The sequence below is a fragment of the Paracidovorax anthurii genome (genome assembly GCF_003269065.1).
In the GTDB taxonomy this organism is placed as follows: domain Bacteria; phylum Pseudomonadota; class Gammaproteobacteria; order Burkholderiales; family Burkholderiaceae_C; genus Paracidovorax; species Paracidovorax anthurii.
The window spans coordinates 32,041-56,280 of record NZ_QLTA01000028.1 but is presented as its reverse complement, the minus strand read 5'-3'; the positions used below and the strand labels follow the sequence as shown (position 1 = coordinate 56,280).

The 24,240-nt window shown below is 72.8% G+C and carries 19 protein-coding genes; 13 read left to right on the top strand and 6 right to left on the bottom strand.

Features of this window, described 5'->3' with window-relative positions; all coding sequences use genetic code 11:
- The first annotated feature begins 130 nt into the window (after positions 1-130).
- The 4 genes from AX018_RS14350 (at position 131) to AX018_RS14335 (ending at position 7,385) form a co-directional block, all read left to right on the top strand.
- On the top strand, positions 131-1,774 hold the full coding sequence (locus AX018_RS14350; RefSeq protein WP_111878233.1) for a DNA-3-methyladenine glycosylase 2 family protein: 1,644 nt from the start codon (positions 131-133) through the stop codon (positions 1,772-1,774).
- Between the two features lie 10 nt (positions 1,775-1,784).
- Positions 1,785-2,429: a methylated-DNA--[protein]-cysteine S-methyltransferase gene (locus tag AX018_RS14345; RefSeq protein WP_245951558.1), complete on the top strand. Its 645-nt coding sequence runs from the start codon at positions 1,785-1,787 to the stop codon at positions 2,427-2,429.
- 5 nt (positions 2,430-2,434) lie between these two features.
- Positions 2,435-3,343: a DMT family transporter gene (locus AX018_RS14340; protein ID WP_111878276.1), complete on the top strand. Its 909-nt coding sequence runs from the start codon at positions 2,435-2,437 to the stop codon at positions 3,341-3,343.
- A 202-nt stretch (positions 3,344-3,545) separates the two neighbouring features.
- Positions 3,546-7,385 carry a sensor domain-containing protein gene (locus AX018_RS14335; RefSeq protein ID WP_111878230.1) on the top strand — a complete coding sequence of 1,280 codons (3,840 nt, stop codon included), beginning with the start codon at positions 3,546-3,548 and terminating at the stop codon, positions 7,383-7,385.
- A gap of 139 nt (positions 7,386-7,524) precedes the next feature.
- Here AX018_RS14335 and AX018_RS14330 read toward each other — a convergent pair whose 3' ends face one another.
- The 3 genes from AX018_RS14330 to AX018_RS14320 all read right to left on the bottom strand — a co-directional run bounded on the left by AX018_RS14330 (position 7,525) and on the right by AX018_RS14320 (position 11,367).
- Entirely contained in the window at positions 7,525-9,468 is a 1,944-nt protein-coding gene (locus AX018_RS14330) for a propionate--CoA ligase (protein WP_281269556.1), read from the bottom strand.
- A gap of 70 nt (positions 9,469-9,538) precedes the next feature.
- Complete coding sequence (locus tag AX018_RS14325; protein WP_111878225.1) at positions 9,539-10,147, bottom strand: isochorismatase family protein; 609 nt, start codon at positions 10,145-10,147, stop codon at positions 9,539-9,541.
- Positions 10,148-10,242: 95 nt separating this feature from the next.
- Positions 10,243-11,367 carry a PQQ-dependent sugar dehydrogenase gene (locus AX018_RS14320; RefSeq protein ID WP_111878274.1) on the bottom strand — a complete coding sequence of 375 codons (1,125 nt, stop codon included), beginning with the start codon at positions 11,365-11,367 and terminating at the stop codon, positions 10,243-10,245.
- Positions 11,368-11,650: 283 nt separating this feature from the next.
- On the opposite strand from AX018_RS14320, the gene AX018_RS14315 reads away from it, so the two are divergent.
- Positions 11,651-12,232, top strand: a complete 582-nt coding sequence (locus tag AX018_RS14315) for a C40 family peptidase (RefSeq protein ID WP_111878222.1) — start codon at positions 11,651-11,653, stop codon at positions 12,230-12,232.
- 39 nt (positions 12,233-12,271) lie between these two features.
- Here the strand turns inward: AX018_RS14315 and AX018_RS14310 are convergent, their stop codons facing one another.
- Positions 12,272-12,646: a hypothetical protein gene (locus AX018_RS14310; protein ID WP_111878220.1), complete on the bottom strand. Its 375-nt coding sequence runs from the start codon at positions 12,644-12,646 to the stop codon at positions 12,272-12,274.
- A 254-nt stretch (positions 12,647-12,900) separates the two neighbouring features.
- Between AX018_RS14310 and AX018_RS14305 the strand changes: the two genes are divergently transcribed.
- The 8 genes from AX018_RS14305 to AX018_RS14270 all read left to right on the top strand — a co-directional run bounded on the left by AX018_RS14305 (position 12,901) and on the right by AX018_RS14270 (position 20,740).
- Positions 12,901-13,155: a GlsB/YeaQ/YmgE family stress response membrane protein gene (locus AX018_RS14305; protein ID WP_111878217.1), complete on the top strand. Its 255-nt coding sequence runs from the start codon at positions 12,901-12,903 to the stop codon at positions 13,153-13,155.
- 44 nt (positions 13,156-13,199) lie between these two features.
- Positions 13,200-13,694 carry a hypothetical protein gene (locus tag AX018_RS14300; RefSeq protein ID WP_111878214.1) on the top strand — a complete coding sequence of 165 codons (495 nt, stop codon included), beginning with the start codon at positions 13,200-13,202 and terminating at the stop codon, positions 13,692-13,694.
- A 99-nt stretch (positions 13,695-13,793) separates the two neighbouring features.
- A complete protein-coding gene (locus AX018_RS14295) occupies positions 13,794-16,661 on the top strand; it encodes a DEAD/DEAH box helicase (protein WP_111878212.1) in 2,868 nt (955 codons plus the stop codon).
- A 7-nt stretch (positions 16,662-16,668) separates the two neighbouring features.
- Positions 16,669-17,169: an EVE domain-containing protein gene (locus AX018_RS14290; RefSeq protein WP_111878209.1), complete on the top strand. Its 501-nt coding sequence runs from the start codon at positions 16,669-16,671 to the stop codon at positions 17,167-17,169.
- 180 nt (positions 17,170-17,349) lie between these two features.
- Positions 17,350-18,132, top strand: coding sequence for a COG4705 family protein (locus AX018_RS14285; protein WP_111878206.1), 783 nt, complete (start codon positions 17,350-17,352; stop codon positions 18,130-18,132).
- A 41-nt stretch (positions 18,133-18,173) separates the two neighbouring features.
- Positions 18,174-18,626 (top strand): hypothetical protein, encoded by a 453-nt coding sequence (locus AX018_RS14280; protein WP_111878203.1) that lies wholly within the window; start codon positions 18,174-18,176, stop codon positions 18,624-18,626.
- A gap of 87 nt (positions 18,627-18,713) precedes the next feature.
- Entirely contained in the window at positions 18,714-19,379 is a 666-nt protein-coding gene (locus AX018_RS14275) for a response regulator transcription factor (RefSeq protein ID WP_111878201.1), read from the top strand.
- Complete coding sequence (locus tag AX018_RS14270; protein WP_111878199.1) at positions 19,355-20,740, top strand: ATP-binding protein; 1,386 nt, start codon at positions 19,355-19,357, stop codon at positions 20,738-20,740. The genes AX018_RS14275 and AX018_RS14270 overlap by 25 nt, the downstream gene beginning before the upstream one ends.
- Before the next feature lie 129 nt (positions 20,741-20,869).
- On the opposite strand, the gene ligA is transcribed toward AX018_RS14270, so the two are convergent.
- Positions 20,870-23,029: an NAD-dependent DNA ligase LigA gene (ligA, locus tag AX018_RS14265; protein ID WP_111878196.1), complete on the bottom strand. Its 2,160-nt coding sequence runs from the start codon at positions 23,027-23,029 to the stop codon at positions 20,870-20,872.
- Positions 23,030-23,094: 65 nt separating this feature from the next.
- Positions 23,095-24,201, bottom strand: a complete 1,107-nt coding sequence (locus tag AX018_RS14260; protein WP_111878194.1) for a cell division protein FtsZ — start codon at positions 24,199-24,201, stop codon at positions 23,095-23,097.
- Positions 24,202-24,240: the final 39 nt, after the last annotated feature.

The following is a 24,240-nucleotide window of genomic DNA, read 5'->3' as shown; positions in this document are numbered from 1 at the left end:
GGGGGCCCGCAGGGCCGGCCGGGCGTAGGCGGATGCCGCGTTCTGGCCGGGGCCGCGAAGGCCCCTCCACGCTCCGGGCAGAGGTCCGAAAACGGCCAGCGCCCCGGGGTGTGAAGCCTATGATGCCCCCATGCACGCACACCGCACACCCCCAGTAGCGACGGCCCCGCAGGGCACCGGCGGCACGGCGCAGGACGAGGCGCGCTACCTCGCGCTGGCCGCGCGGGACGCCCGTTTCGACGGCCGCTTCTTCACCGGGGTGACCTCCACCGGCATCTACTGCCGGCCCGTGTGCGCCGTGCGCACGCCGCGCCGCGAGAACTGCCGCTTCTTCGCCCTGGCCGCGCAGGCCGAGAGCGCGGGTTTCCGCCCCTGCCTGCGCTGCCGGCCCGAGCTGGCGCCGCGCCTGCTGCCCGCCTGGTCGGTGCAGGACGCGCAGGGCATCCTGGTGCGCGAGGCGCTGCGGCTGCTGGATGCCGAGGGCGCGGGGGATGGCGGCGAGGCCATGGAGGGTCGGGAAGGCCCGGATCTGGCGCCCATGCAGCGCCTGGCCGCGCGGCTGGGCGTGAGCGACCGGCACCTGCGCCGGGTATTCGAGTCGGCGCTGGGCATCTCCCCGCTGCGATACCTGCAGACGCGGCGGCTGCTGTCCGCCAAGCAGTTGCTCACCGATACCGACCTGCCGGTCACCCAGGTGGCGCTGGCCAGCGGCTTCGGCAGCGTGCGGCGCTTCAACGCCGCATTCGCGCAGCACTACGGGCTCAACCCCACGGGCCTGCGCCGCTCGGGCGGGGGTGCCGAGGACGCGGGCGCGGTGCGGCTGGCCTTCCGGCCGCCGCTGGACGTGGCGGCGCTGCTGGGCTTCTTCGCGCAGCGGCAGATCCATGGCATGGAGGCGCTGGGGCCGGATGCGGAGCTGCGCCGCACCGTGCGGCTGCGCGCCCCCCAGGGCGGCGAGCATGCCGGCTGGATCGCCGCGCGCTTCGACACGGCGCCTTCGCCGGCCGGCCGGGAGCGGTCGCAGGTGCTGCTGCGCGTGTCCGGCAGCCTGCTGCCCGTGCTGCCCTGCGTGATCGCGCGGGTGCGCGGCCTGTTCGACCTGGACGCCGACCCGGCGGCCATCAACGCGGTGCTGCACGTCGACTTCCCCGAAGGCGACGGGCTGCGCGTGCCGGGCGCCTGGGACGGCTTCGAGCTGGCGGTGCGCGCCGTGCTGGGCCAGCAGGTCACGGTGGCGGCGGCGCGCACACTGGCCCAGCGGCTGGTGGAGCGCTTCGGCGAGCCCATCGACACCCCCTGGCCGGCGCTGCGGCGGCTCTTTCCCACCCCCGATGCGCTCGCAGGGGCCGAGGGCGATGCGCTGGGCCGGCTCGGCATCGTGCGCCAGCGGCAGGCCGCCATCGTGGCGCTGGCCCGGGCGGTGGCGGAGGGGCGCCTCGCGCTGCACGCCGCCGCCGACGTCGAGGCCACGGTGGCCGCCCTGCGGGCGCTGCCGGGCATCGGGGACTGGACCGCCCAGTACATCGCCATGCGCGCGCTGCGCTGGCCCGACGCCTTTCCGGCGGGCGACGTGGCGCTGCACAAGGCGCTGGGCGTGCAGGGCGCGCCCCGCCCGGCCCGCGCCGCCGAGGAGGCCTCGCAGGCCTGGCGGCCCTGGCGCGGCTACGCAGTGGTGCGCGCCTGGGCCCGCAGCGGCCAGGTGGCGCCCAGGACTCCTGAAACCATAGCAAACCAGGTAGAAAACACGCCGACATGCGGCGGAAAAGACTTCTGAAAGGCCCCCCATGCCCTCTTTCGACCCCTCCCGGCGCATCGTGCAGATGCGCATTGCCACGCGCCTGGGCGACGTGCGCCTGGCCGCCTCGCCCACCGGCCTGGCCGGCCTCTGGTTCGACGGCCAGCGCCACCAGCCCGCCGAATGGCTCGACGGCCCGCGCGCCTGGCCCCGGGACGCGGACCACCCCGTGCTGCACGCCGCCGCGCGGCAACTGGCCGAGTACCTGGACGGTGGCCGCGACCGCTTCGACCTGCCGCTCGACCTCGCCGGCGGCACGCCGTTCCAGCAAGCCGTTTGGCACGCCCTCGCCACCATCCCGCACGGCGCCACCACCAGCTATTCGGCGCTGGCGCGCGGGCTGGGGCGGCCCCTGGCGGTGCGCGCCGTGGGCGCGGCCGTGGGGCGCAATCCGGTGAGCGTGATCGTGCCCTGCCACCGCGTGCTGGGCGCGGGCGGGGCGCTGACGGGCTATGCGGGCGGGCTGCCGCGCAAGGCGGCGCTGCTGCGCCTCGAAGGCGCCCTGCCCCCGGGCCTGCGTGGCGTGCCGCAGTGGCCGGGCGACGTCGATGGCGATGGCGATGGCGATGGCGATGGCGATGGCGGCGGCATCAGCGCCGTGGAACCCGCGCGGGCCGCCGGGGTGGCCGCGTGAGCGCGGTGCCGGCCGGCGCCGGAGCCCCGCCCGGGCGCGCCTGGCTGGGCGAATTCGTCCTGCTGGCGGCCCTCTGGGGCTCGTCGTTCCTCTTCATGCGGCTGGGCGCGTCGGAGTTCGGCCCGCTGGCCACGGCGGGCCTGCGCGTCGGGCTGGCCACCCTCTTCCTGTGGCCCATCCTGCTGCGGCAGGGGCACTGGCCCGCGCTGCGCCAGCACTGGCGGCCGATCCTGCTGGCGGGGGTGATCAACTCGGCCATCCCCTTCGCGCTCTTCGCCTGGGCGGTGCTGCACATCACCACGGGCCTGTCGTCCATCCTGAATGCCACTTTGCCGTTGTTCGGCGCGCTGGTGGCGTGGCTCTGGCTGGGTGACCGCATCGGTCCCCTGCGCTGGGTGGGGCTGGCATTGGGATTCACGGGCGTGGCGCTGCTGGCGTGGCGGGTGCCCACCACCATCGGACTCCAGTCCAGCCATGCGGGCTGGGCGGTGGCGGCCTGCCTGCTGGCCTCCATCTGCTACGCCATAGGGGCAAGCTATGCGCGTCGCCATCTCGCGGGCCTGCCGCCACTGGCGACGGCTACGGGCAGCCAGCTCGGCGCCACGCTGGCACTGGCGCCGCTGGCGCTGTGGCAGTGGCCGGCCCACCCGCCCGGGCTGCGGGCCTGGTCGGCCGTGGTGGCCATCGCGGTGCTCTGCACGGGCATCGCCTACATCCTGTACTTCCGGCTCATCGCCCACGCCGGGCCCAGCCGGGCGCTGGCGGTCACCTTCCTCGCGCCGGTGTTCGCGGTGGTCTACGGCGTGGTGTTCCTGGGTGAATCCGTCACGGCCTGGATGGTGGGCTGCGGGCTCGTCATCGTCTGCGGGACCATGCTGTCCACGGGGTTGGTCGCCCCGCGGGGCCGGCGCTGACGCCCGGGGCGAGGAACCACCGCGGCCCGGGGGCCGGGCGCCGGCCGGCGCCGCCGCGCGGCAGGGTCGGGAACGTGCGCGCATCCTCCGCGGGGGCCTGAACCCGTTCTACACTCTGCCGCCATGCCCGCCCCCGCCGCTCCCGCCATCCGATGCGCCTTCGCCGGGAGCCGGGCCCCCCGGACCGCCCCTGCCCCCTTTCATGCCGACTGACCCCGGCTTTCCGTATCTCGTGCAACTCGCGCTGGTCGCGGTGCTGGCCGCGTTGCCGGCGCGCTGGCTCGCGCCTTCCGGGGCGCGGCCCCGGGGGTTCGCGCCCCTGAGCGGTCTCGCGGCGGGGCTGGCCTCGTGCGCGGCCCTCGTGGCCGACCCCCTGGCGGATTCCGCGCCCACCGCCGCCGTGGCCCTGTGTTTCGGCCCGCTGGCCGGCGCAGTGAGCGGGCTGGTCGCCGCCATCGGCAGCGCCGCGCGGTATCCAGCCTCCGGCTGGGACGCGGCGGGCATGCTGGCCTGCGCCTGGGCCCTGGGCATGTCCTGGGGCCGGTTGCGGCGCGGCCGCCGCCCGGCCGGCCCGTGGCTGGCCGTGGCGGGGCTGGCCCTGACACTGCCCCTGACCCTGGCCGCCTGGACGGGAGAGCTCCCCTGGCGCGATCTGGCGGGCGTGCTGGTGCTGTGCGGCGGCGCGCAGCTGGTGCTGGCCCGCGCGCGGGCGGCGCAGGCCCTGCGCCGGCGCGAAGCCGACCTGCAGGCCACGCTGGACGCGACGGGCGGCGGCCGCTGGGAATGGAACGTGCCCGAGCGCCGCCCGGCCTTCCGCGGCCGCTTCTACGAGACCTTCGGGCTGGCCGGCTGCGAGGGCGACGCGGCCGCGCCGGACGGCGCCCCGCCGGCCACCTCGGCCATGCAGCGCTGGGCCGAGTGCCGCCATCCCGAGGACGCCGAGCGCATCGCGGCGCACATGCAGCGCGCCATGGAAGGCCACGAGGACACCTTCGCCGCCGAATACCGCATGCGCGACATCCACGGCCGCTGGCGCTGGGTGATCTCGCGCGGGCAGGTGGCCGAGCGCGACGCGCAGGGCCGCGCCGTGCGGCTGGTGGGCGTGCACCTGGATGCCACCGCCCTGCACGAGGTGCGGGACGCCGTGCGCCTGGCCGAGGAACAGCGCTCCACCGTCTACCAGATGCTGCCCGACGCGGCGGCGATCACCCGCGCCGAGGACGGCCGCTACCTGGACGTGAACCCCGCCTTCACCGAACTCTTCGGCATCGCGCGGTGCGAGGCCATCGGCCGCACCTCGGTGGAGCTGGGCATCTGGCCCGATCCGCAGGAGCGCGAGCGCATGCTGGAGCGGCTGCGGCAGGAGGGGCAGATCGAGAAGCTGCCCATGCGGGCGGCGCGCGGCACGCAGCGCATTCCGGGACTGTTCTCGGCGCGCAGCGTGCGGATGGGGGGCGAGGACTGCCTGATCTCGGTGTTCCAGGACACCTCGGAGGCGCAGCGCACGCACGACCGCCTCATGGCGGCCCACGGCCTGCTGCTGCAGGCCGGGCGCATGGCGCGGCTCGGGGTCTGGGAGCACGTGCGCGGCGAGGGGCTGGTGTACTGGTCGGACGTGTGCTTCGACATCCACGGCGTGCCGCGCGGCGCGCCCCTGCCCCGGCCCGAGGAATACATGCGCAACCACGTGGCGGAGCCCTTCCGCGCGGCCCTGTGGGAGCATTTCCGCGCGGGGCAGGAGCTGGGCACCGACTGGAGCATGGAGGTGCAGATCCTGCGCGCCGACGATGGCCGCGCCGTGTGGGTGCGCGTGCATGCCGAGCCCGTGACGGAGGGCGGCGTGGTCACCGGCATGCGCGGCGTGATGCAGGACATCGACGAGTCGCGCCGCGCCGCCGAGCGGCTGAACCAGTCCGAGGACCGCTTCACGCGCATCTTCGAGCTGATGCCCTACCCCGTGGTGCTGTCGCGGCGCGACGATGGCGCCTACATCGCCGTCAACACCGCCTGGGAGGCGCTGCTGGGCATCCCGCGCGAGGAAGCGCTGGGCCGCACGGCCGTGGAGCTGGGCATCTTCACGCACGAGGCGCGCGCGCGGCTGATCGGCTCGGTGCAGGACGACGAAGCGGCCCGCCAGAACCAGGAACTGGCGCTGCAGACCCGCGGCAACGGGGTGCGCACGGTGCTGCAGTCCATGCACGCGGCCGACCTCGACGGCGTTCCGGTGTGGCTGCTCTCGGCGCACGACATCACCGAGCGCAAGCACGACGAGGACCGGATCCGCGAGCGCGAGGAACTGCTCTCGCTCACCCTCTCGGCCGCCTCGCTCGGGCTCTGGGACTGGGACCTGCAGACCGGGCAGCTCTCGGGCGATACGCGCTGGCGCGAGCTGCAGGGCCTGCCGCCGCCGGCCGGCGGGCCGTCCCCGCGCGTGCACTGGACGAGCGGCATGGCCCCGGCCGACATCGACAGCGTTTCCGCCGAGCTGGAGCGCCACCTGGCCCACCCGGGCACGCACTTCGACGCCACGTGGCACGTGGCGGCCTCCGCCTCGGCCACCCCGACCGCCTCGCCGCCCGCCGCGGGGAGCGCGCCCACCGGCCGCTGGGTGCGCAACCTCGGCAAGATCGTGGACCACGACGACCGGGGGCGGCCCGCGCGCATGCTGGGCGTGGCCATCGACGTGACCAGCCAGCGGGTGCAGGAAGACCTGCTGCACCAGCTCGCGCACTTCGACGCGCTCACGGGCCTGCCCAACCGCGTGCAGCTCGCGCGGCGGCTGGAGCAGGCCATGGCCCAGGCCGGCGCGCGCGAGCGGCTGCTGGGCGTGGCCTACCTCGACCTGGACGGCTTCAAGCCCGTCAACGACCGGCTGGGCCACAGCGCCGGCGACCGCCTGCTGGTGATCGTGGCCGGCCGCCTCACGCGCGCGCTGCGGCCCATCGACTGCGTGGCGCGGCTGGGCGGCGACGAGTTCGTGATCCTGCTGCCCGACCTGCGCACCCGCAGCGAGGTCGAGCTCCTGCTGGCGCGGCTCATGGAAAGCCTCTCGGCGCCCTACACGCTCGGCACCGAGCGCGTGGCGGTCACCGCCAGCGTGGGCTACACCCTCTACCCCGAGGACGGCGCCGATGCCGACACCCTGCTGCGCCACGCCGACCACGCCATGTACGGCGCCAAGCAGGGCGGGCGCAACCGCGTGCAGGCCTTCGACGCCGCGCAGGAGCGCGACCGCGAGGCGCGGCGCGAGCAGGCCGAGCGCATGCGGGAGGCGCTGGCGCAGGGCGAATTCATGCTGTACCTGCAGCCCAAGGTGGACATGCGCGCCGGCACCGTGGTGGGCGCGGAGGCCCTCGCGCGCTGGAACCACCCCGAGCGCGGCGTGCTGGCCCCGGGCGCGTTCCTGCCGCTCATCGAGAGCGCGGAGCTGGAGATCGCCTTCGGCGAATGGGTGGTGGACACCGCGCTCGAACTCATCGCCACGCTGCGCAAGGGCGGGCTGGAACTGCCCGTGAGCGTGAACATCTCCGCGCGCCACCTGCAGCAGGAGGGCTTCGCCGGCTGGCTGGCCGGGCGCATGGCCCAGCGCCCCGGCATTCCCGCGCGGCTGCTGGACATGGAGATCACCGAGAGCGCCGCGCTCTACGACATCGACCACGTGGCGCCGCAGCTCTGGCAGCTGCGCGAACTGGGCGTGACCGTCTCGCTCGACGACTTCGGCACGGGCTACTCCTCGCTCTCGTACCTGCGGCGCCTGCCCATGGACACCCTCAAGCTCGACCAGAGCTTCGTGCACGGCATGATGAACGACCGGGGCGACTTCGCCATCGTGCAGGGCGTGATCGGCCTCGCGCGCTCGTTCGGCTACTCGATCGTGGCCGAGGGCGTGGAGACCGAGGCGCAGGGCCTGACGCTGCTGCGCCTGGGCTGCGCGCTGGCGCAGGGCTACTGCGTCTCGCGCCCGATGCCGGCGCGGGACTTTCCCGGCTGGGCCGCGGGGTGGCGGGCCCCCGATGCCTGGCGCCGCGCCGCGGCCGCCTGACACACCCGCGCAGCCCCCGGGGGCACGAAAACGGGTCGGATCGCCACCATGTCGTTGTATCGACTGGATAGTCTGCTATCAAAAATGAAGCAACCACCCTCCCGGCACCCGGCGCACCCGGCGCACCGGGGGCGCCGGGTCAGCCCAGCAGATCCCGCACCTGCTGCAGCGCCGTGGGGTCTTCCATCGTGGTGAGGTCGCCCGGGTCGCGGCGCTCGGCCACGGCCTGCAGGGCGCGGCGCAGCAGCTTGCCGCTGCGCGTCTTGGGCAGCAGCGACACGAAATGCACCCGCGCCGGCCGCGCCACGGCGCCCAGCCGCTGATCGACGAGCTGCATCACCTCGCCTTCGAGCCGGCGGCGCGCCGCATCGTCCTCCACGGCGGCCGGATCGCGCGCCACCGCGAAGGCCAGCGCCACCTGCCCCTTGAGCGCGTCGGCCACGCCCACCACCGCCACCTCGGCCACCTGCGGGTGCGCGGCGATGCTCTCCTCGATCTCGCGCGTGCCCAGGCGGTGGCCGGCCACGTTGATCACGTCGTCGGTGCGGCCGAGGATGAAGTAGTAGCCGTCCTCGTCGCGGATGCCCCAGTCGAAGGTGCTGTAGACGAGGCGGCCGGGGATGCTCTTCCAGTAGGTCTGCACGAAGCGCTCGTCGTCCTGCCACACGGTCTGCATGCAGCCGGGCGGCAGCGGCCCCTCGATGGCCAGCACGCCCTTCTGGTTCGGGGCGGTGAGCTCCTCGCCGGTGGCCTGGTCCAGCAGCTTCACGTCGTAGCCGTACATCGCCTTGCCGGGGCTGCCCGGCCGCGCGGCCTGCGGCTCCACGCCGTTGGCCAGCGTCAGGATGGGCCAGCCCGTCTCGGTCTGCCAGTAGTTGTCCACGATGGGCACGCCCAGCGCCTCGCCGATCCACTGCGCCGTGGGCGCGTCGAGCGGCTCGCCCGCGAGCCACAGCGCCTTCAGGCTGGAGAGGTCGTGGCGCCGCAGCCAGGACGGGTCCTGCTTCCTGAGCACGCGCACCGCCGTGGGCGCGGAGAACATGTGCGTCACGCGGTGCCGCTCCACGATGCGCCACCACACGCCCGCGTCGGGGCGGATCGGCAGGCCCTCGTACATCACGGTCGCCATGCCGGCGATCAGCGGGCCATAGACGATGTAGCTGTGGCCCACCACCCAGCCGATGTCGCTGGTGGAGAAGAAGACCCCGCCCGCTTCGGCGCCGAAGATGTGCCGCATGCTGGCCGCCAGCGCCACGGCGTAGCCGCCCGTGTCGCGCTGCACGCCCTTGGGCTTGCCGGTGGTGCCGCTGGTGTAGAGCGTGTAGCTCGGGTGCGTGGCGTCCACCCATTCGCAGGGCACGCGGGCCTGCAGGTGGCGCTCGCGCAGTGCGGCCCAGTCGTGGTCGCGGCCCGGCTGCAGCGCCATGGGCGCGAGGCCCCTGTTCACCAGCAGCACCGCGCGCGGCGCATGGCGCGCCAGGCGCAGCGCCTCGTCCACCAGCGGCTTGTAGGGCACGACCTTGCCGCCGCGCGATCCGGCATCGGCGCTCACGATGGTCACGGGCTGGGCATCGTCGATGCGCGAGGCCAGCGCCCCCGCCGCGAAGCCGCCGAACACCACCGAATGCAGCGCGCCGATGCGCGCGCAGGCCAGCATCGCGAAGGCGGCCTCGGCCACCATGGGCATGTAGATCAACACGCGGTCGCCGCGCCGCACGCCCAGCGCCACCAGCACGGCGGCCATGCGCTGCACCTCGGCGTGCAGCTCGGCGAAGGTATAGACGCGCTCGGTGTCCGTCTCGGACGAGATGGCGATCAGCGCCGGTTGCCCGGCCCGCTGCGCGAGGTGCCGGTCCACCGCGTTGTGGCACAGGTTGGTCGTGCCGCCCGCGAACCAGCGCGCGAACGGCGGGTTGCTGAAATCGCAGACCTCGACGGGCGGCGCGTGCCAGTCGATGAGGCGGGCCTGCTCGGCCCAGAAGGCATCGCGATCATCGAGCGAGCGGCGGTGGAAGTCGGCGTAGCGGGGCATGGGGTGTCTCCGGTGCGGCCGCGCTTCCGGATGGGCGCGGCGCTTTTTTATGGTGCAGAACCCCCCATTCTTCAGCCCGCGCTTGCGGGAACCTGACGGATGCCCCCAGGTGGCGGTGTCGCTATTTGACCAGCGCCAGCAGCTCCTTGAACACCGGGTGCTCGGCCGTGCGCGTCCACTCGAACACCACCATCTCGGTCGTGACCAGCTCCGCGCCCGCGCCGGCCAGGCGGTCGAAGGCGGCATCGCGGTTGCGCTCGGTGCGCGAGCCGCAGGCGTCGGTCACCACCCACACCTCGAACTCGTCCTCGATCAGGTTCAGCGCGGTCTGCAGCAGGCACACGTGCGCCTCGCAGCCGGCCAGCACGATCGCCGGCCGCTCGGGCGCGGCCGGCTGGGCGGGCTTTTGCAGGTGGCGCGGCAGGCTGCGGGCGTTGCCGCCCTGCGCGGGCTTGGGGGCCGGGCGCAGCCACTCGCCCAGGCCCTCCTCGGCCCCGCTGAAATGCATCTTGGCGAGCGTGCGGCGGCAGGCCGCGCGCAGCGCCGCGTCGTTGGGCCCCAGGCGCGAGGGGTTCTGCTCGGTGCCCCACACGGGCACGTCCAGCAGGCGCGCGGCCTCGGCGAGGCGCCGCGCGTTGGCCAGCACGGCCGCGCCGTCGGCGATGGCCGGCATCAGCCGCTCCTGGTAGTCCACGAGAACGAGTTGGGATTCTTCGGCGTCGAGCAGCATGGGATGGGGCAAAAGGCAAAGGGAACGAAGGGGCCGGGGCGGCGGCGCGCAGCCTGCCTCGCCCCCGCGGGAAAGCGGCGATTGTCGCAGCGGTGTCAGGGCACCAGCCGCAGCAGCTGGCCCTGCGGGCTGTCGGTCAGCAGATAGAGCCAGCCGTCCGGCCCCTGGCGCACGTCGCGCACGCGCTGCTGGAGGCTGGAGAGCAGGGTTTCGTCGCGCACCACGCGGCCGTCCTTCAGCTCCAGCCGGTGCAGCCGCATGAACTTCAGCGATCCGACGAACAGGCTGCCCTTCCAGGCCGCGCCGTAGCGGTCGCTGGTGAGGAAGGCCATGCCCGAGGGCGCGATGGACGGCACCCAGTAATGCAGCGGCGGCTCCATGCCGGCCTTGTGCGTGAGGCCTTCGCCGATCTTGCCGCCGCCGTAGTTCTCGCCGTAGGTGACCACCGGCCAGCCGTAGTTGCGGCCGGGCTGGGGCAGGTTGATCTCGTCGCCGCCCTGCGGGCCATGCTCGTGGATCCAGAGCCGCCCGTCCGGGGCGATGGCCGCGCCCTGCGGGTTGCGGTGGCCCCAGCTCCAGATCTCGGGCAGCGCGCCCGCGCGGCCGATGAGCGGATTGCCCGGGGCGGGTGTGCCGTCGGCCAGCACGTGCACCACCTTGCCGTGGTGGTTGTCGAGCTTCTGGGCGTCGTCCTTGCGCTCATAGCGCTCGCCCAGCGTGAGGAACAGCGAGCCATCGCCCGCCTGGGCGATGCGGCAGCCGAAGTGCAGGCTGCTGGCCACCTTGGGTCGCTGGCGGAAAATCACCCGCACGTCGGACAGGGCCGCCTCGCCCGGCGCCAGCACCGCGCTGGCCAGGGCCGTGCTGTTGGCGCCCGATTCGGCCCCCGTTCCGGGCTCGGAGAAGCAGAAGAAGATGCGCCGGTTCTGCTCGAAGCGCGCATCGGTCACCACGTCGAGCAGCCCCCCCTGCCCGCCCGCCGCGATGGGTGGCAGCCCCGGCAGCGGCGCGCCCAGCCGGCCATTGGCCTCGATCACGCGCATGCGGCCGGGGCGCTCGGTCACCAGGAAGCGCCCGCCCGGCAGGAACGCCACCGCCCAGGGGTTGGACAGGCCCTGGGCCACCGTCGCGGCCGAGAGCGGCTGGCGCGACTCCACCGGCGCCACGGGCTTGCCGGCGGCGCCGGCGTCCTGCGCCTGGGCCCCTGCCACGGCGAACAGGCCCGGCGCCAGGGCCGCCAGGGCGGCGATCGCTTTCTGGCATCCGGAAAATCGGTTTTTTCTCTGCATCGTCATGGGACTCCTGGAGGAATGGTCGAGAAGAGGATGGACGTGGCCGTACCCTGGCGTGCGCCCCTCGTGGCACCGGGGCCGCTGGCGATTTCCAGGGCGCGCCAGCGCAGCATGCCACGGCATCCGGTCATAGCCAAAAACCATTGGACATGACCATTTGCAATATTTCTTGCAATTGAAGGGTCAGGATCGCGTGTTACCCTCGCGCCCCATGCCACGTTGGATCTGCCTCTTGTTACTGGCCTGCGCCACCGCCCACGCCGCCCCGAACAACAATGCGTCCACTGCGTCTTCCGACGACCTCGATCGTTTCCTCATCGACCGCAGCGTTCTCACCCAGCTCCAGGAAGTCCGCCACAGCGTGCAGGACCGCACGGGTGAGTTGATCTCCACCGCCATGGGTTTTCTCGGCGTGCCGTACCGCCGGGGCGGCAGCAATGCCGATACGGGCTTCGACTGCAGCGGCTTCATCCGCGCGATCTACGGCCAGACCATCGGCCTCGTGCTCCCCCGCCGCGCCAACGAACAGGCCGCCGCCACGGAAAAGATCGACAAGAAGGACCTGCAGCCCGGCGATCTGGTGTTCTTCAACACCATGCGCCGCGCCTACAGCCACGTGGGCCTTTACCTTGGCGAAGGCAAGTTCATCCATGCCCCGCGCAGCGGCGCCGAAGTGCGCGTGGAAGACATGAGCGCCTCGTACTGGCAGCGCCGCTTCAATGGCGCGCGCCGCGTGCTTCCCGAGGAAGACGAAGGCGGCATCGGCCTCAAGCCTCCAGCCCCCTCGCCCTGAACCCCGCCTTCTGCGCCCGGGCCAGCCGGCGCCATGGCCTCATGGCCGGATGACGGTGGTCGTTTCCTTGGTCCGGATGGGGTCCCCGGTCACGTTCACCGGCCTCGCACCGGGGTTGCGCCGCATGGCCTGCGCCTCGGCCATGTCCTCCTTGTAGCGCTTGCGCGCCTCGGCATCGCAAGCCTTGCGGGCCAAGGCCTCGCCGGCGCGGCATTCCTGCAGGGCCACCTTCAGCCCGCCTCCCGCTTCGCGGATGGCGCTCTGGTAGCGCTGCTCGGGGGTGCTGTCGGGCCGGGCGCCGCGCGCCAGCGATGCTTCGTCGCCCTGGGCCATCGCCACGGGGGCCGCCACGGCGGACAGCACGGCCAGGGCGGCAGACAGCAGGGGGGCGCGCAAGGGCGATCGGTCGGTCATCGGCGGATCCTTTCTGTGGAAGCGAATGGAGGCAACGATAGGCCCGCCCCGCCGTCCGCGGCGCCGGAATCCGGCCCATGGGCATGTCGGAGCCTTCCCACAGGCAGCAGAGGCTCCCGGGGCGCCTTCCCGCGCAGGGCGCCTTGTCCGACACGGGCGCGGCGCTGGCGGCGGTTAGATTGGGGCCAGCGCACGGCGGCCCCGCAAACCACGGCCGCCGCCCTTCTCTTGCCCTCGGAAGAAAGTCCTTCGCCATGTTCTCCCTCCTCGGAACCCTGCTCGTCGGCCTGGTCGTGGGCTTGATCGCCCGTGCCCTCAAGCCCGGAGACGACAAGCTCGGCTGGATCATGACCTCGCTGCTCGGCGTGGCCGGTGCCTTCGTCGCCACGTACGTCGGCGTGGCGATGGGCTGGTACCAGCAGGGCGAGGCGGCGGGGTGGATCGCCTCGGTGGTCGGCTCCATCGTGCTGCTCATGGTCTACGGCCTGGTCAAGGGCAAGTCCGCATGAGGCCAGGGGCACGGGGCGCGGCCCCGGCTCCCGATGCGCGCGCCATGGCACGGGGCGATCCCGCGCTGGAGGCCGCCGTGGAGCGCAGCCGCAAGCTGCTGCACCGGCGTGCGCTCATGGCCGCCGCTGCGGGCGTGGTGCCCGTGCCAGGGCTCGACTGGGCCGTGGACGCGGCGCTGCTCACGCGGCTGATCCCGCAGATCAATGCCGAATTCGGCCTCACGCCCCAGCAGCTCGACCGGCTCGTGCCGCACCAGCGCGAGCAGGTGCAGCGGGCCGTGACCATGGTCGGCTCCGCGCTCATCGGCCGCTTCATCACGCGCGAGCTGGTCATGCGCGCGCTGCGCGCCATCGGCGTGCGCCTCACCGCGCAGCAGGCCGCCAAGTTCGTGCCGCTGGCGGGCCAGGCGGTCTCCGCCGCCCTGGGCTATGCCACGCTGCGCTACCTGGGCGAGTTGCACCTGCGCGACTGCGTGCAGGTGGCCAAGGCCTCGGGCCTGCTGCTGCCCGCGCCCCCACCGAATACCGAGTCGCCTTGATGCTATAGAAAATATAGCTACTCACCTAGCAGATACGGCGACATGGTGGCCCCTCGGCTCTGGAACGGAGCCCGACCGCCCTGGCGGCACAATGCGGGCATGCCCCGCCCGAGCCGCACCCCCGCCAGCCCGCCGGCCACCACGCCGCGTGAAGGCGCCGTGGCCGCCTGGGTGGAGGCGCTGCGCCGCCATGCCGATCCTGCCGCGCTCGCCCACCTGCCCCCGCTCACCGGCCCCGAGGCCGCCCAGGCCATGGCCCGGCTGCGCGGCCCGGAGCCGCAGGCACCCGGGCCAACCCCTGCCGCTGCCAGCGCCAGCACCACCGCCGATGCGGCGGCGGACGAGGCCGCCGCCTTCCAGCCCCGCCTGACGCTGCGCAGCCTCGGCCGGGGCGACGGCCTGCTGGGCATGCGCCCGCACGGGCCCATCGGGCCGCGCGGGGGCACCGTCACGCTGGCGCAGGTGGACTGGGTGTACCGGCTGGGCGACGGCACCGTGTGGGAGACCCCGGCCCCCACCAGCATCCTCAACACCCGGGCGCCCGAGCGGCAGGCCCTGGACGGCCCGGCGGGGCGTTGGCTGCGCCGCGACCCGCGCGCCGAGGCCGATGCCATCGACGCGATCCGCGACGCGGGCCTGGTGCCCGTGCCCGCCGAGCGCCTGCAGTGGCGCGCGCCCGGCGATGGCGTGGGCCTGATCGGCAGCGCGCTCGGCGCCAGCGCCGCGCCGCCCGCAGCCGGCGCCCCCCTCGCCGGGCCGCTCTGGACGCTGCCCCAGGAAGCCGCGTTCGGCGACTTCCGGGCCGATACCGTGCCCCGCCTGCAGGCGCTCGGCTGGAGCGTGGTGGTGGTGCCCGGCTTCGCCCACGACAGCGCGCCGGTCCAGGGCTGGCACTTCACCCTGGCCCCGGATGGGGCGCTCCCGGGGCGCCGGCGCCCCGTGCAGAAGCTGCGCCTGCCCGAGCGCGAGGGCGCGTGGCTGCTGAGCCTGGGCGTGGAGATCGGCGGCGAGACGCTGGACCTGGCCCCGCTGCTGGCCGACCTGCTGCGGCGCGATCCGCGCTGGCTGGACGCGCAGGCGCTCGCCGCCATCGACGACCACGCCACCATCGGCCTGCGCGCGCCGGGCGGCCGCCGCATCGACGCGCCCGCAGCGCCGCTCAAGGCCATCGTGGGCGCCATGGTGGACCTGCTCACCGACCCCGCCCTGCACCAGCGCCAGCCCGGCGACCCGCTGCGGCTGGGGGCCTGGGAGGCCCGCCGCCTGGAGGCCCTGCGCGCGGCGCTGGACCAGGGCGACCGCGTGGCGCGCCAGCGGGCGCATACCGGGCATGACAACGCTTGGCAGCTGCAGGGCGACGCCGGCCTGGAGCGGCTGGCCGCGCGCCTGCGCGCGCTGGGCACGCCCCGGTCGGTAGTGCAGCCCGGGGGCCTCGCGATCACCCTGCGCCCCTACCAGCTCGACGGGCTGGCGTGGCTGCAGTACCTGCGCGCGCAGGGCCTGGGCGGCATCCTGGCCGACGACATGGGCCTGGGCAAGACCGCGCAGGCCCTGGCCCACGTGCTCGCCGAGAAGGAGGCCGGCCGCCTGTCGGCCCCCGCGCTGGTGGTGGTGCCCACCTCGCTGCTGTCCAACTGGCAGGCCGAGGCCGCGCGCATGGCGCCCGGCCTGCGCGTGCTGGTGCTGCAGGGCCCGGACCGCGCCCGGGGCTTCGCGCTCGCGGCCGGGCACGATCTGGCGCTGACCACCTACCCCCTGCTCTGGCGCGACGCCGACGCCCTGGCCGCCCGGCCCTGGCACCTGCTGATCCTGGACGAGGCCCAGATGGCCAAGAACGCCGGCAGCCGGAGCGCCCGCGCGCTGCGCCGCCTGCGGGCGAACCACCTGCTGTGCCTGACCGGCACGCCGCTGGAGAACCACCTGGGCGAGCTGTGGGCGCAGTTCGACTTCCTCATGCCGGGGTTCCTGGGCGACGCGCCCGGCTTCGCGCGGCGCTGGCGCAAGCCCATCGAGGAGAACGGCGAAACCCTGCGCGCCCACCTGCTCGCCCAGCGCGTGCGGCCCTTCATCCTGCGCCGCCGCAAGGAAGACGTGGCGCCCGAGCTGCCGCCGCGCACCACCCTCGTCCAGCGCGTCACGCTGGAAGGCCGCCAGCGCGAGCTGTACGAGGCCGTGCGCACCGGCGCCGACAAGCAGGTGCGGCGCGTGCTGGAGCGCCAGGGCTTCGAGGGCGGCCTCATCACCATCCTGGATGCGCTGCTGCGGCTGCGCCAGGTGTGCTGCGACCCGCGCCTGGTTCCGGGCGCACCGGTCCCGCCCGATATGGAAAGCGCCAAGCTCGACCGCCTGGCCGAGCTGCTGCCGCCCCTGGTCGAACAGGGGCGCCGCGTGCTGGTGTTCTCGCAGTTCACCGGCATGCTGGCGCTGGTGGCCGAACGGCTCGATGCGCTGGGCCTGCCGTACCTCGCCCTCACCGGGCAGACCCCGCCGCGCCAGCGGGGCGAGGTGGTGCGGCGCTTCCAGGACCCTGCCGACGCCGGGAGCGCGCCCATCCTGCTCGCGAGCCTGAAGGCCGGCGGCACGGGCCTCAATCTGACCGCCGCCGACACCGTGGTCCACCTCGATCCCTGGTGGAACCCCGCCGCCATGGAACAGGCCAGCGCCCGCGCCCACCGCATCGGGCAGGACAAGCCGGTGTTCATCCACCACCTGGTGGCCGAGGGCAGCATCGAGGAGCGCATGCTGGAGTTGCAGGCCCGCAAGCAGGCCCTGGCCGAGGGCGTGCTGGGGCACGATGCGGCCGGGGCCGCCAAGTTCGGCGAGGACGACCTGCGCGCCCTGCTGGCGCCGCTGGCCGAGCCGCGCGACAACCCGCTGGCGATCCCGGCCGAGGACGATCCGCGCTGGGGCGGCACGGGACGGCGGCGGACGGCGCGCGCGAGCGATGCCCCACCGCCGCAGGAATAATCCCGCCATGACCACGCCCACCCCCGATCCTGATCACCCTGCCCGCTACTGGCTCATGAAATCCGAGCCGCAGGAATGCTCCATCGACGACGCCCTGGCCGCCCCCGGCGCGACCGTGCCCTGGACCGGGGTGCGCAACTACCAGGCGCGCAACTTCATGCGCGACGCCATGCGGGTGGGCGACGGCGTGCTCTTCTACCACTCCAGTTGCCCCGAGCCCGGCATCGCCGGCATCGCGCGCGTGGCCTCGGGCACGCGGCCCGATCCCACGCAGTTCGATCCCGCATCGCCCTACCACGACCCGAAATCCCCGCCCGGCCAGCCGCGCTGGCTGCTGCTGGACGTGCAGGCGCTGCGCAAGACCCGGCTCGTCGGGCTGGCGGAACTGCGCGCGCACCCGGCCTTGGCCGGCATGCGCCTGCTGCAGCGCGGCAACCGCCTCTCCATCACTCCGGTGGACGAGCATGAGTGGCGGGAGATCACCTCGCTATTGAACCGGCAGCCTTGATGGCCAGCGGAATTTGCAGGGGTGGGAGATCGTGATCGCCGAGGACGAGGCGGATCGCGACGACGACCACGACAGGCAAGACTGATCGCGGCGGGACGGGGATGCCAGTGACCCTGTGTCTGGGCTAAGTTTGCCGGGCCAGACTGGCGGCCATCCCTTTCACATCGGCAGGAGAACGCCATGAACGCATTGCCCGCACGCCAGGTCAGCGGCTTGTTCAACAAGGTCCCGGAAGTCACATTGGCGTTCTGGATCATCAAGATCATGTCCACCACGGTGGGAGAGACGGGGGCCGACTTCCTGGCTGTCCAGGCGGGCTGGGGCCAGGGAATCACCAGTGCCGTGATGGCGGCACTGCTGACGGCTGCGTTGTTCACGCAGTTGCGCACCCGTTGCTACACCCCTTGGATTTACTGGCTGACCGTCGTGCTGGTCAGCGTGGTCGGAACGCAGATCACCGACTTGCTGACCGATCGCCTGGGCGTCAGCCTGTACGCCAGCACCTGCGTGTTCGCCGCGGCACTCGCCTCGATCTTCTTTGTCTGGCACCGGGTCGAACGCACCTTGTCCATTCATGACATCGTGACGCGCCGCCGGGAGCTGTTTTACTGGGCCACCATCCTGTGCACCTTCGCGCTGGGGACGGCGGCAGGTGATCTGGCGACGGAAGCCCTGGGCCTGGGCTTCACGCGGGGCGCGCTCGCCTTCGGAGCGTTGATCGGCGCGACCTATGCCGCCTGGCGCATGGGAGGCAACGCCGTGCTGACCTTCTGGATCGGCTACATCCTGACCCGCCCGTTCGGTGCCGCGCTGGGCGATCTGCTGACACAGGCCAACACCTACGGGGGCCTGGGCCTGGGGGCCATGTGGACCAGCGCATTGTTCCTCTCGGTGATCGCCATGCTGGTGGCGGCCGCGCAGTTCGGCATGAATGCCGGCCGATCCGCCCAGTCCGCCGAGTAATCCCCATCCCCCTCGTCCATATCCGTTTTCAAGGAGAAATCATGTCCACTCGCCGCTCTATTGCCCGTCCTGTTGCCGCCCTGTCGGCGGCCATGCTCCTGGCCCTGGCAGCCGGTTGTTCCAGGTCTGCAGACGCCGGTAGCGCGAACATGGCCCCCGCCAGATCGGTCCCGGCGGCCCCCGCTTCGCAGGACAAGGCCCCCTCCAGGCTGGGTGATCTTTCGGCGTTCCGAAGCATCGCCAGCGACGTGTCCGCCATCGTGAACCGAGGCGATCTGCCCGCAGCCAGGACCCGCATCAAGGATCTGGAGGTTTCTTGGGATTCGGCCGAGGCCGGCTTGAAACCGCGGGCAGCCAATGACTGGCATGTGCTGGACAAGGCCATCGACCAGGCCCTGGAAGCACTTCGCGCCAAAGTGCCGGTCCAGGCGGATTGCCAGGCCGCCATGGCCCACTTGCTGAAGACCTTCGACACGCTGCAAGGCAAGGCCTGACCAGCGACGGGTCTCATGGTGACGGCTATCCTGTTCTCCCGGCAGCGGGCCGCCGGGATGGCCCATTGAACGACGAGCGGAGGTGGAATGCGGGTGTTGCTGGTGGAAGACGATCCCATGATCGGCGACGCGATCCAGGGCGCATTGAAGGATGCATCCTATGCGGCGGATTGGGTGAAGAACGGGCAGACCGCGCTCACGATGCTGGGTTGTCAGCACTACGACCTGGTGCTGCTCGACCTGGGTCTCCCAGGCCAGGACGGGCTGGAGCTGCTGGCCGGCATCCGCGCCGCGGACAACCCGGTTCCCCTGCTCATCATCACGGCGCGCGACGGGCTCGATGACCGATTGCGCGGCCTGGACGGCGGCGCCGACGACTACGTGCTCAAACCCTTCGAGATGGCGGAGCTGCAGGCCCGCATGCGGGCCGTGCTGCGCCGCAAGGGGGGGCGTGCGGCTCCCACCCTCGGCAATGGCCTGGTGTCGCTCGATCCCGCCACGAAAGAGGCCTGCGTCCATGGCGGTTCGCCGGTGCAACTGTCGAATCGGGAGTTCGCCTTGCTGCAGGCTTTGCTGGTGCGACCAGGCGCCATCCTGTCGCGCAGCGAACTGGAGGACCGGATCTATGGCTGGGGAGAAGAAGTCGAAAGCAATGCCGTCGAGTATCTGATTTACGCGCTGCGGCGCAAGCTGGGCAGCGAGGTCATCAGGAACGTCAGGGGGGTGGGATGGATGGTTTCAAAAAGCGCCTGAACGCATCGGTCCAGCTCAAGCTGTCCGTCACCCTGTCGGCGGTGATTGTGGTCGTGGCTGTCGTGGCGGGCGTTTTCTCGTTCCTGTCGGCTTTCGATGAAGCGCATGAACTGCAGGACGATGTTTTGCGCCAGGTGGCACAACTCATGGATCGGCAGCACCTGTCGCCCGATCATTCAGAGCCTGATGCTCGTCCGGACGAGGGTGACGAGGAATCACGGGTGATCGTCCAGCGCCTGGGCGCGGGCAACCCCTCTGCGCCCGGAGTGGATGCCGGCGGCCCGCTGTCCCTGCCTGCGACACTGGCGGATGGCCTGCACACGCTGGAGGTTGCCGGCGAGACCTTCCGCGTGCTGCTCAAGACGACGTCCGCCGATGAACGCATCGCGGTGGCGCAGAAGTCCAGCCTGCGCAATGAAATTGCCCGCGAAAGCGCACTGCGTACCGTCATGCCTGTGCTGATCCTAGCGCCGGTCCTGCTGCTGATCGTTGCGGATCTGGTGCGCAAGATGTTCCGGCCGATTGCCGCGCTCTCCGAGGAAATCGACCGCCGCTCCGAGCAGGGACTGCATCCCATCGAAGATGCCCACCTTCCCACCGAGGTACGGCCGTTCGCCGTGGCGATCAATCACCTGCTCGCCCGCGTGAACCAGTCGATGGTGTCTCAACGCCGTTTCGTGGCGGATGCCGCGCACGAGCTGCGCTCGCCGTTGACCGCCCTGTCGCTGCAAGCGGAACGGCTGGCGGACGCGGACATGTCCGCCCCGGCGCGCGAACGGCTGATGGCCCTGCGCCAGGGAATCGAGCGCGGCAGAAGCCTGCTGGACCAGCTTCTGACCCTGGCCAGGGCGCAGTCGGTGGCCGAATCGCCGAAGTCGCCCATCTCCGTCCAGGGCATCTATCGCCGCGTGCTGGAAGACCTCATGCCCCTGGCCGTGGCCAAGGGCATCGACATCGGGGTCGAGGGCGCGCAAGACGCCCTGGTGTGGGTCGGTGAGCTGGACATGATCGCCGTCGTGAAGAACCTGGTCGACAACGCCATTCGCTACACGCCGGAGGGCGGGCGTGTCGATCTTTGGGTGCGCACGGCGCAGGGGCGTGCCATGCTGCGCATCCGGGATACCGGGCCCGGCATCCCCTTGGCCGAGCGGGGCCGGGTTTTCGACCCGTTCTATCGCACGCTGGGCAGCGAGCAGATGGGGGCGGGCCTGGGACTCTCCATCGTCCAGGCCATTGCCCATCGCACCGGCGCAGAAATCCTCATGGACTTCTCCGACCAGGAGAAACAATCCGGTCTGGAGGTCACCATGCTCTTCCCCGTGCCCCCTGTGGTGGTTGCCGCGCAGGAGCCGCCCCGGTAGGCCGCATCCGGCTTGGCATCCAGCAGCGTCTGCCCCAGGCATTCGCATCGCGTCTCGCGGGCCGAGTGGCCGCGCCGCCCGAACCATGGGGCGTTGCCCATCACCGGAAAGCGGCTGGCGCCGCGCGGCTCAGCCCCCCTGCAGCAGGGCCAGCAGGCCCTCTTCGTCCAGCACCGGGATGCCCAGCTCCTGCGCCTTCACCAGCTTGCTGCCGGCCTCCTCGCCGGCCACCACGTAGCTGGTCTTCTTGCTGACCGAGCCCGCCACCTTGGCGCCCGCCGCCTCCAGCCGCTCCTTGGCCTCCTCGCGGCCCAGCGTGGGCAGGGTGCCGGTGAGCACGATGGTCTTGCCGGCCAGCGGCAGCGTGGCGCGCTCGGCGGGCGGGCCCTCCTCCCAGGCCACGCCGCAGGCCCGCAGCTGCTCGACCACCTCGCGGTTGTGCGGCTGGTCGAAGAAGGTGCGGATGGCCTCGGCGACGATGGGGCCGACGTCGTTCACCTCCAGCAATTGCTCCACGCTGGCGTCCATGATGGGGTCGAGGCTGCCGAAGTGGCGCGCCAGGTCCTTGGCCGTGGCCTCGCCCACGTGGCGGATGCCCAGGCCGAAGAGGAAGCGCGGCAGCGTGGTGCGCTTGGATTTTTCCAGCGCGGCCAGCACGTTCTGCGCGGATTTCTCGGCCATGCGGTCGAGCGCCGCGAGCGCCACGAGGCCGAGCCGGTACAGGTCGGGCAGCGTGCGCACCACATTGCCCTCGACGAGCTGGTCCACGAGCTTGTCGCCCAGGCCCTCGATGTCCATGGCCCGGCGGTGGGCGAAGTGCAGGATGGCTTCCTTGCGCTGGGCGGCGCAGAACAGCCCGCCGGTGCAGCGGTGGTTGACCTCGCCCTTCTCGCGCACGACTTTGCTGTCGCAGATCGGGCACTGGCGCGGCATGCGGAAGTTGGGCACGTAGGGCGCGCGCGCCAGGGCGAGCGCGCTGGCGCGGGCCGTGCCGTCGGCCGCGGCGGCCTGGTCCACGAGCGCATCCGGGGCGGCGTCGCTCGTGGCGCGCACGCCCGGCGGCACGATGCCCACCACCTCGGGGATCACGTCGCCGGCGCGGCGCACGATGGCCTGGTCTCCCACGCGCACCTTCTTGCGGCGCAGCTCGAAGAGGTTGTGCAGCGTGGCGTTGGTGACGGTGACGCCGCCCACGAACACGGGCGCGAGCCGCGCCACCGGGGTGAGCTTGCCGGTGCGGCCCACCTGCACGTCGATGCCCTCCACGCGCGTGACCATCTCCTGCGCCGGGTACTTGTGCGCCACGGCCCAGCGCGGCTCGCGGGTGACGAAGCCCAGCTGGCGCTGCAGGTCGAGCCGGTTGACCTTGTACACCACGCCGTCGATGTCGTAGGGCAGCCGGTCGCGCGAGGCCCCCACCTCCTGGTGGAAGGCGATCAGCTCCGGCGCGCCGCGCGCCACCCGGACCTGGGCGGCCACGGGGAACCCCCAGCCCTTGAGGGCCTGGAGCATGTCGTAGTGCGTGGCGAAGTCCGGGCCGCCCTCGGCGGCGGGCGTGATGTCGCCCAGGCCGTAGGCGAAGAAGCTCAGCGGCCGGCGCGCGGCGATGCCGGAGTCGAGCTGGCGCACCGCGCCGGCCGCGGCGTTGCGCGGGTTGACGAAGGTCTTGCCGCCGGCCTCGCGCTGGCGCTCGTTGAGCCGGTCGAAATCGGCCCGGCGCATGTAGACCTCGCCCCGCACTTCGAGCACGGGCGGCACGCCCCCGGGCAGCGTGAGCGGGATCTGCCGGATGGTGCGGATGTTGTGGGTGACGTCCTCGCCCACCTCGCCGTCGCCGCGCGTGGCGGCCTGCACGAGGCGGCCGTGCTCGTAGCGCAGGCTCATCGCGAGGCCGTCGAACTTGGGCTCGGCCACGTATTCCACGGCCGGGTCGGCGAGCGCGAGCTTGAGTTCGCGGCGCACGCGGGCATCGAAGGTCTCCGCGCCGCTGCCCTCGGTGTCGGTCTCGGTGCGGATGCTCAGCATCGCCACCCGGTGGCGCACGGGCGTGAGCCCGTCCATCACCGCGCCGATCACGCGCTGGGTGGGGGAGTCGGGGGTGACGAGTTCCGGGTGCGCGGCCTCCAGGGCCTGCAGCGCCTGGAAGGCGCGGTCGTATTCCGCGTCGGGCACGGTGGGCGCGTCCAGCACGTAGTACTGGTGCGCCCACTGGTGGAGCTGCCGGCGCAGCGCCTCGATCTGGAGGGCATCCTCCGGGGGGGGCGAAAAAAGGTCCGGGGTCTCGGCCATGGCGGTCTTGGGGGTTCGGATCGTGGGAGCGCGGCCGATGCCGCAGCCGGCCGCCAGGGGAAGGGTCAGCTGAAAAGGCGCCGCGCGAGCACCGAGCCGGCCGACAGCTCACGGCTGTCGAGCTTGTCGTAGAGCAGCTCCAGGTCGGCCGCGATCGGGTCCATGGTCATGGCGGGCAGCGGCGTGCCGTTCTGGTCGCACAGCACGCCGTCCATGGCCTGGCCGAGCGCGGCCGCCAGCTCGCGCAGGCGCGCGAAAGGCTGCTCGGCGCGGTGGACCTGGGCCACGTCCAGGCTCAGGGTGATGTCGCGGATGGCCGACTGCTCCGGGTCGTCGGAGAGCGCGGCCTGGGTGTCGTAGGACAGCGTGAGCACGGGCGGCAGGCCCGCGCCGGCCGCCGGCAGCACGAGGCGGCCGGGCATGGCGCCGGCCGTGAAGCCCAGGCGCAGCGCGTTCTGCTGCACGTAGCCCGGGCTCCAGGCCGCGTGGCGCGCGCGCAGCACGAAGGCCAGCTGCGCGTCGTGGTCGCTGGCGAACTGGTCCAGCTCGCGCGCGCGGGCCACCTCGTGCAGCATGTCGGGGAAGTCGGGCGTGGCGTTGACGCCGTCCGCGAAGCCCTGCGCCTTGAGCACGAACTCCGAGAACTCGATCTCGTTGAGCGCGCCCACCCGGTTGGCGAGCTGCACGCCGGCCTGGAAGTGGGTGTAGCGCTGGCCCGGCGCGGGCATCTCCCACTGCTGGGCGGCCTCGTTGAAGCCTTCGATGGCGAAGGGCTTGCTGCCCGCGCGGCGCGTGGGCGGCAGCGCCGCCAGGGCCGCGTCGCCGGAGACGATCTGCTCGGGCACGATGGGCGCGATCGCGTCGATCAGCGGGTCGAGCCCGCCACGGCGCTCGGCGGGCGGCACGGGCATCTGCAGCGAATCCTGCCAGTCCACGGCGTGGCTGTCCTGCGGGCCCGCCTCCGGGGCGCCGGCGGCGGGGGCCTGCGCGGCGCCGGGCGGCGCATCGAAGCCGGGCTCCTGGCGCAGCAGCGAATCGCCCGGGCCCTCGGGGCCCTCCTGCGGGCTGGCCCGCTTGGGCGCGTTGCGGTGCGTGACCCAGGCGTTGTAGAGGACGACGACGGCCAGGACCGCGCCGCCCGCGATGATGAGGCCGAGCTGGAAATTACTCATGGTGTGACAAGTGCCTGTGAATCATGCGCCGCTCCATCC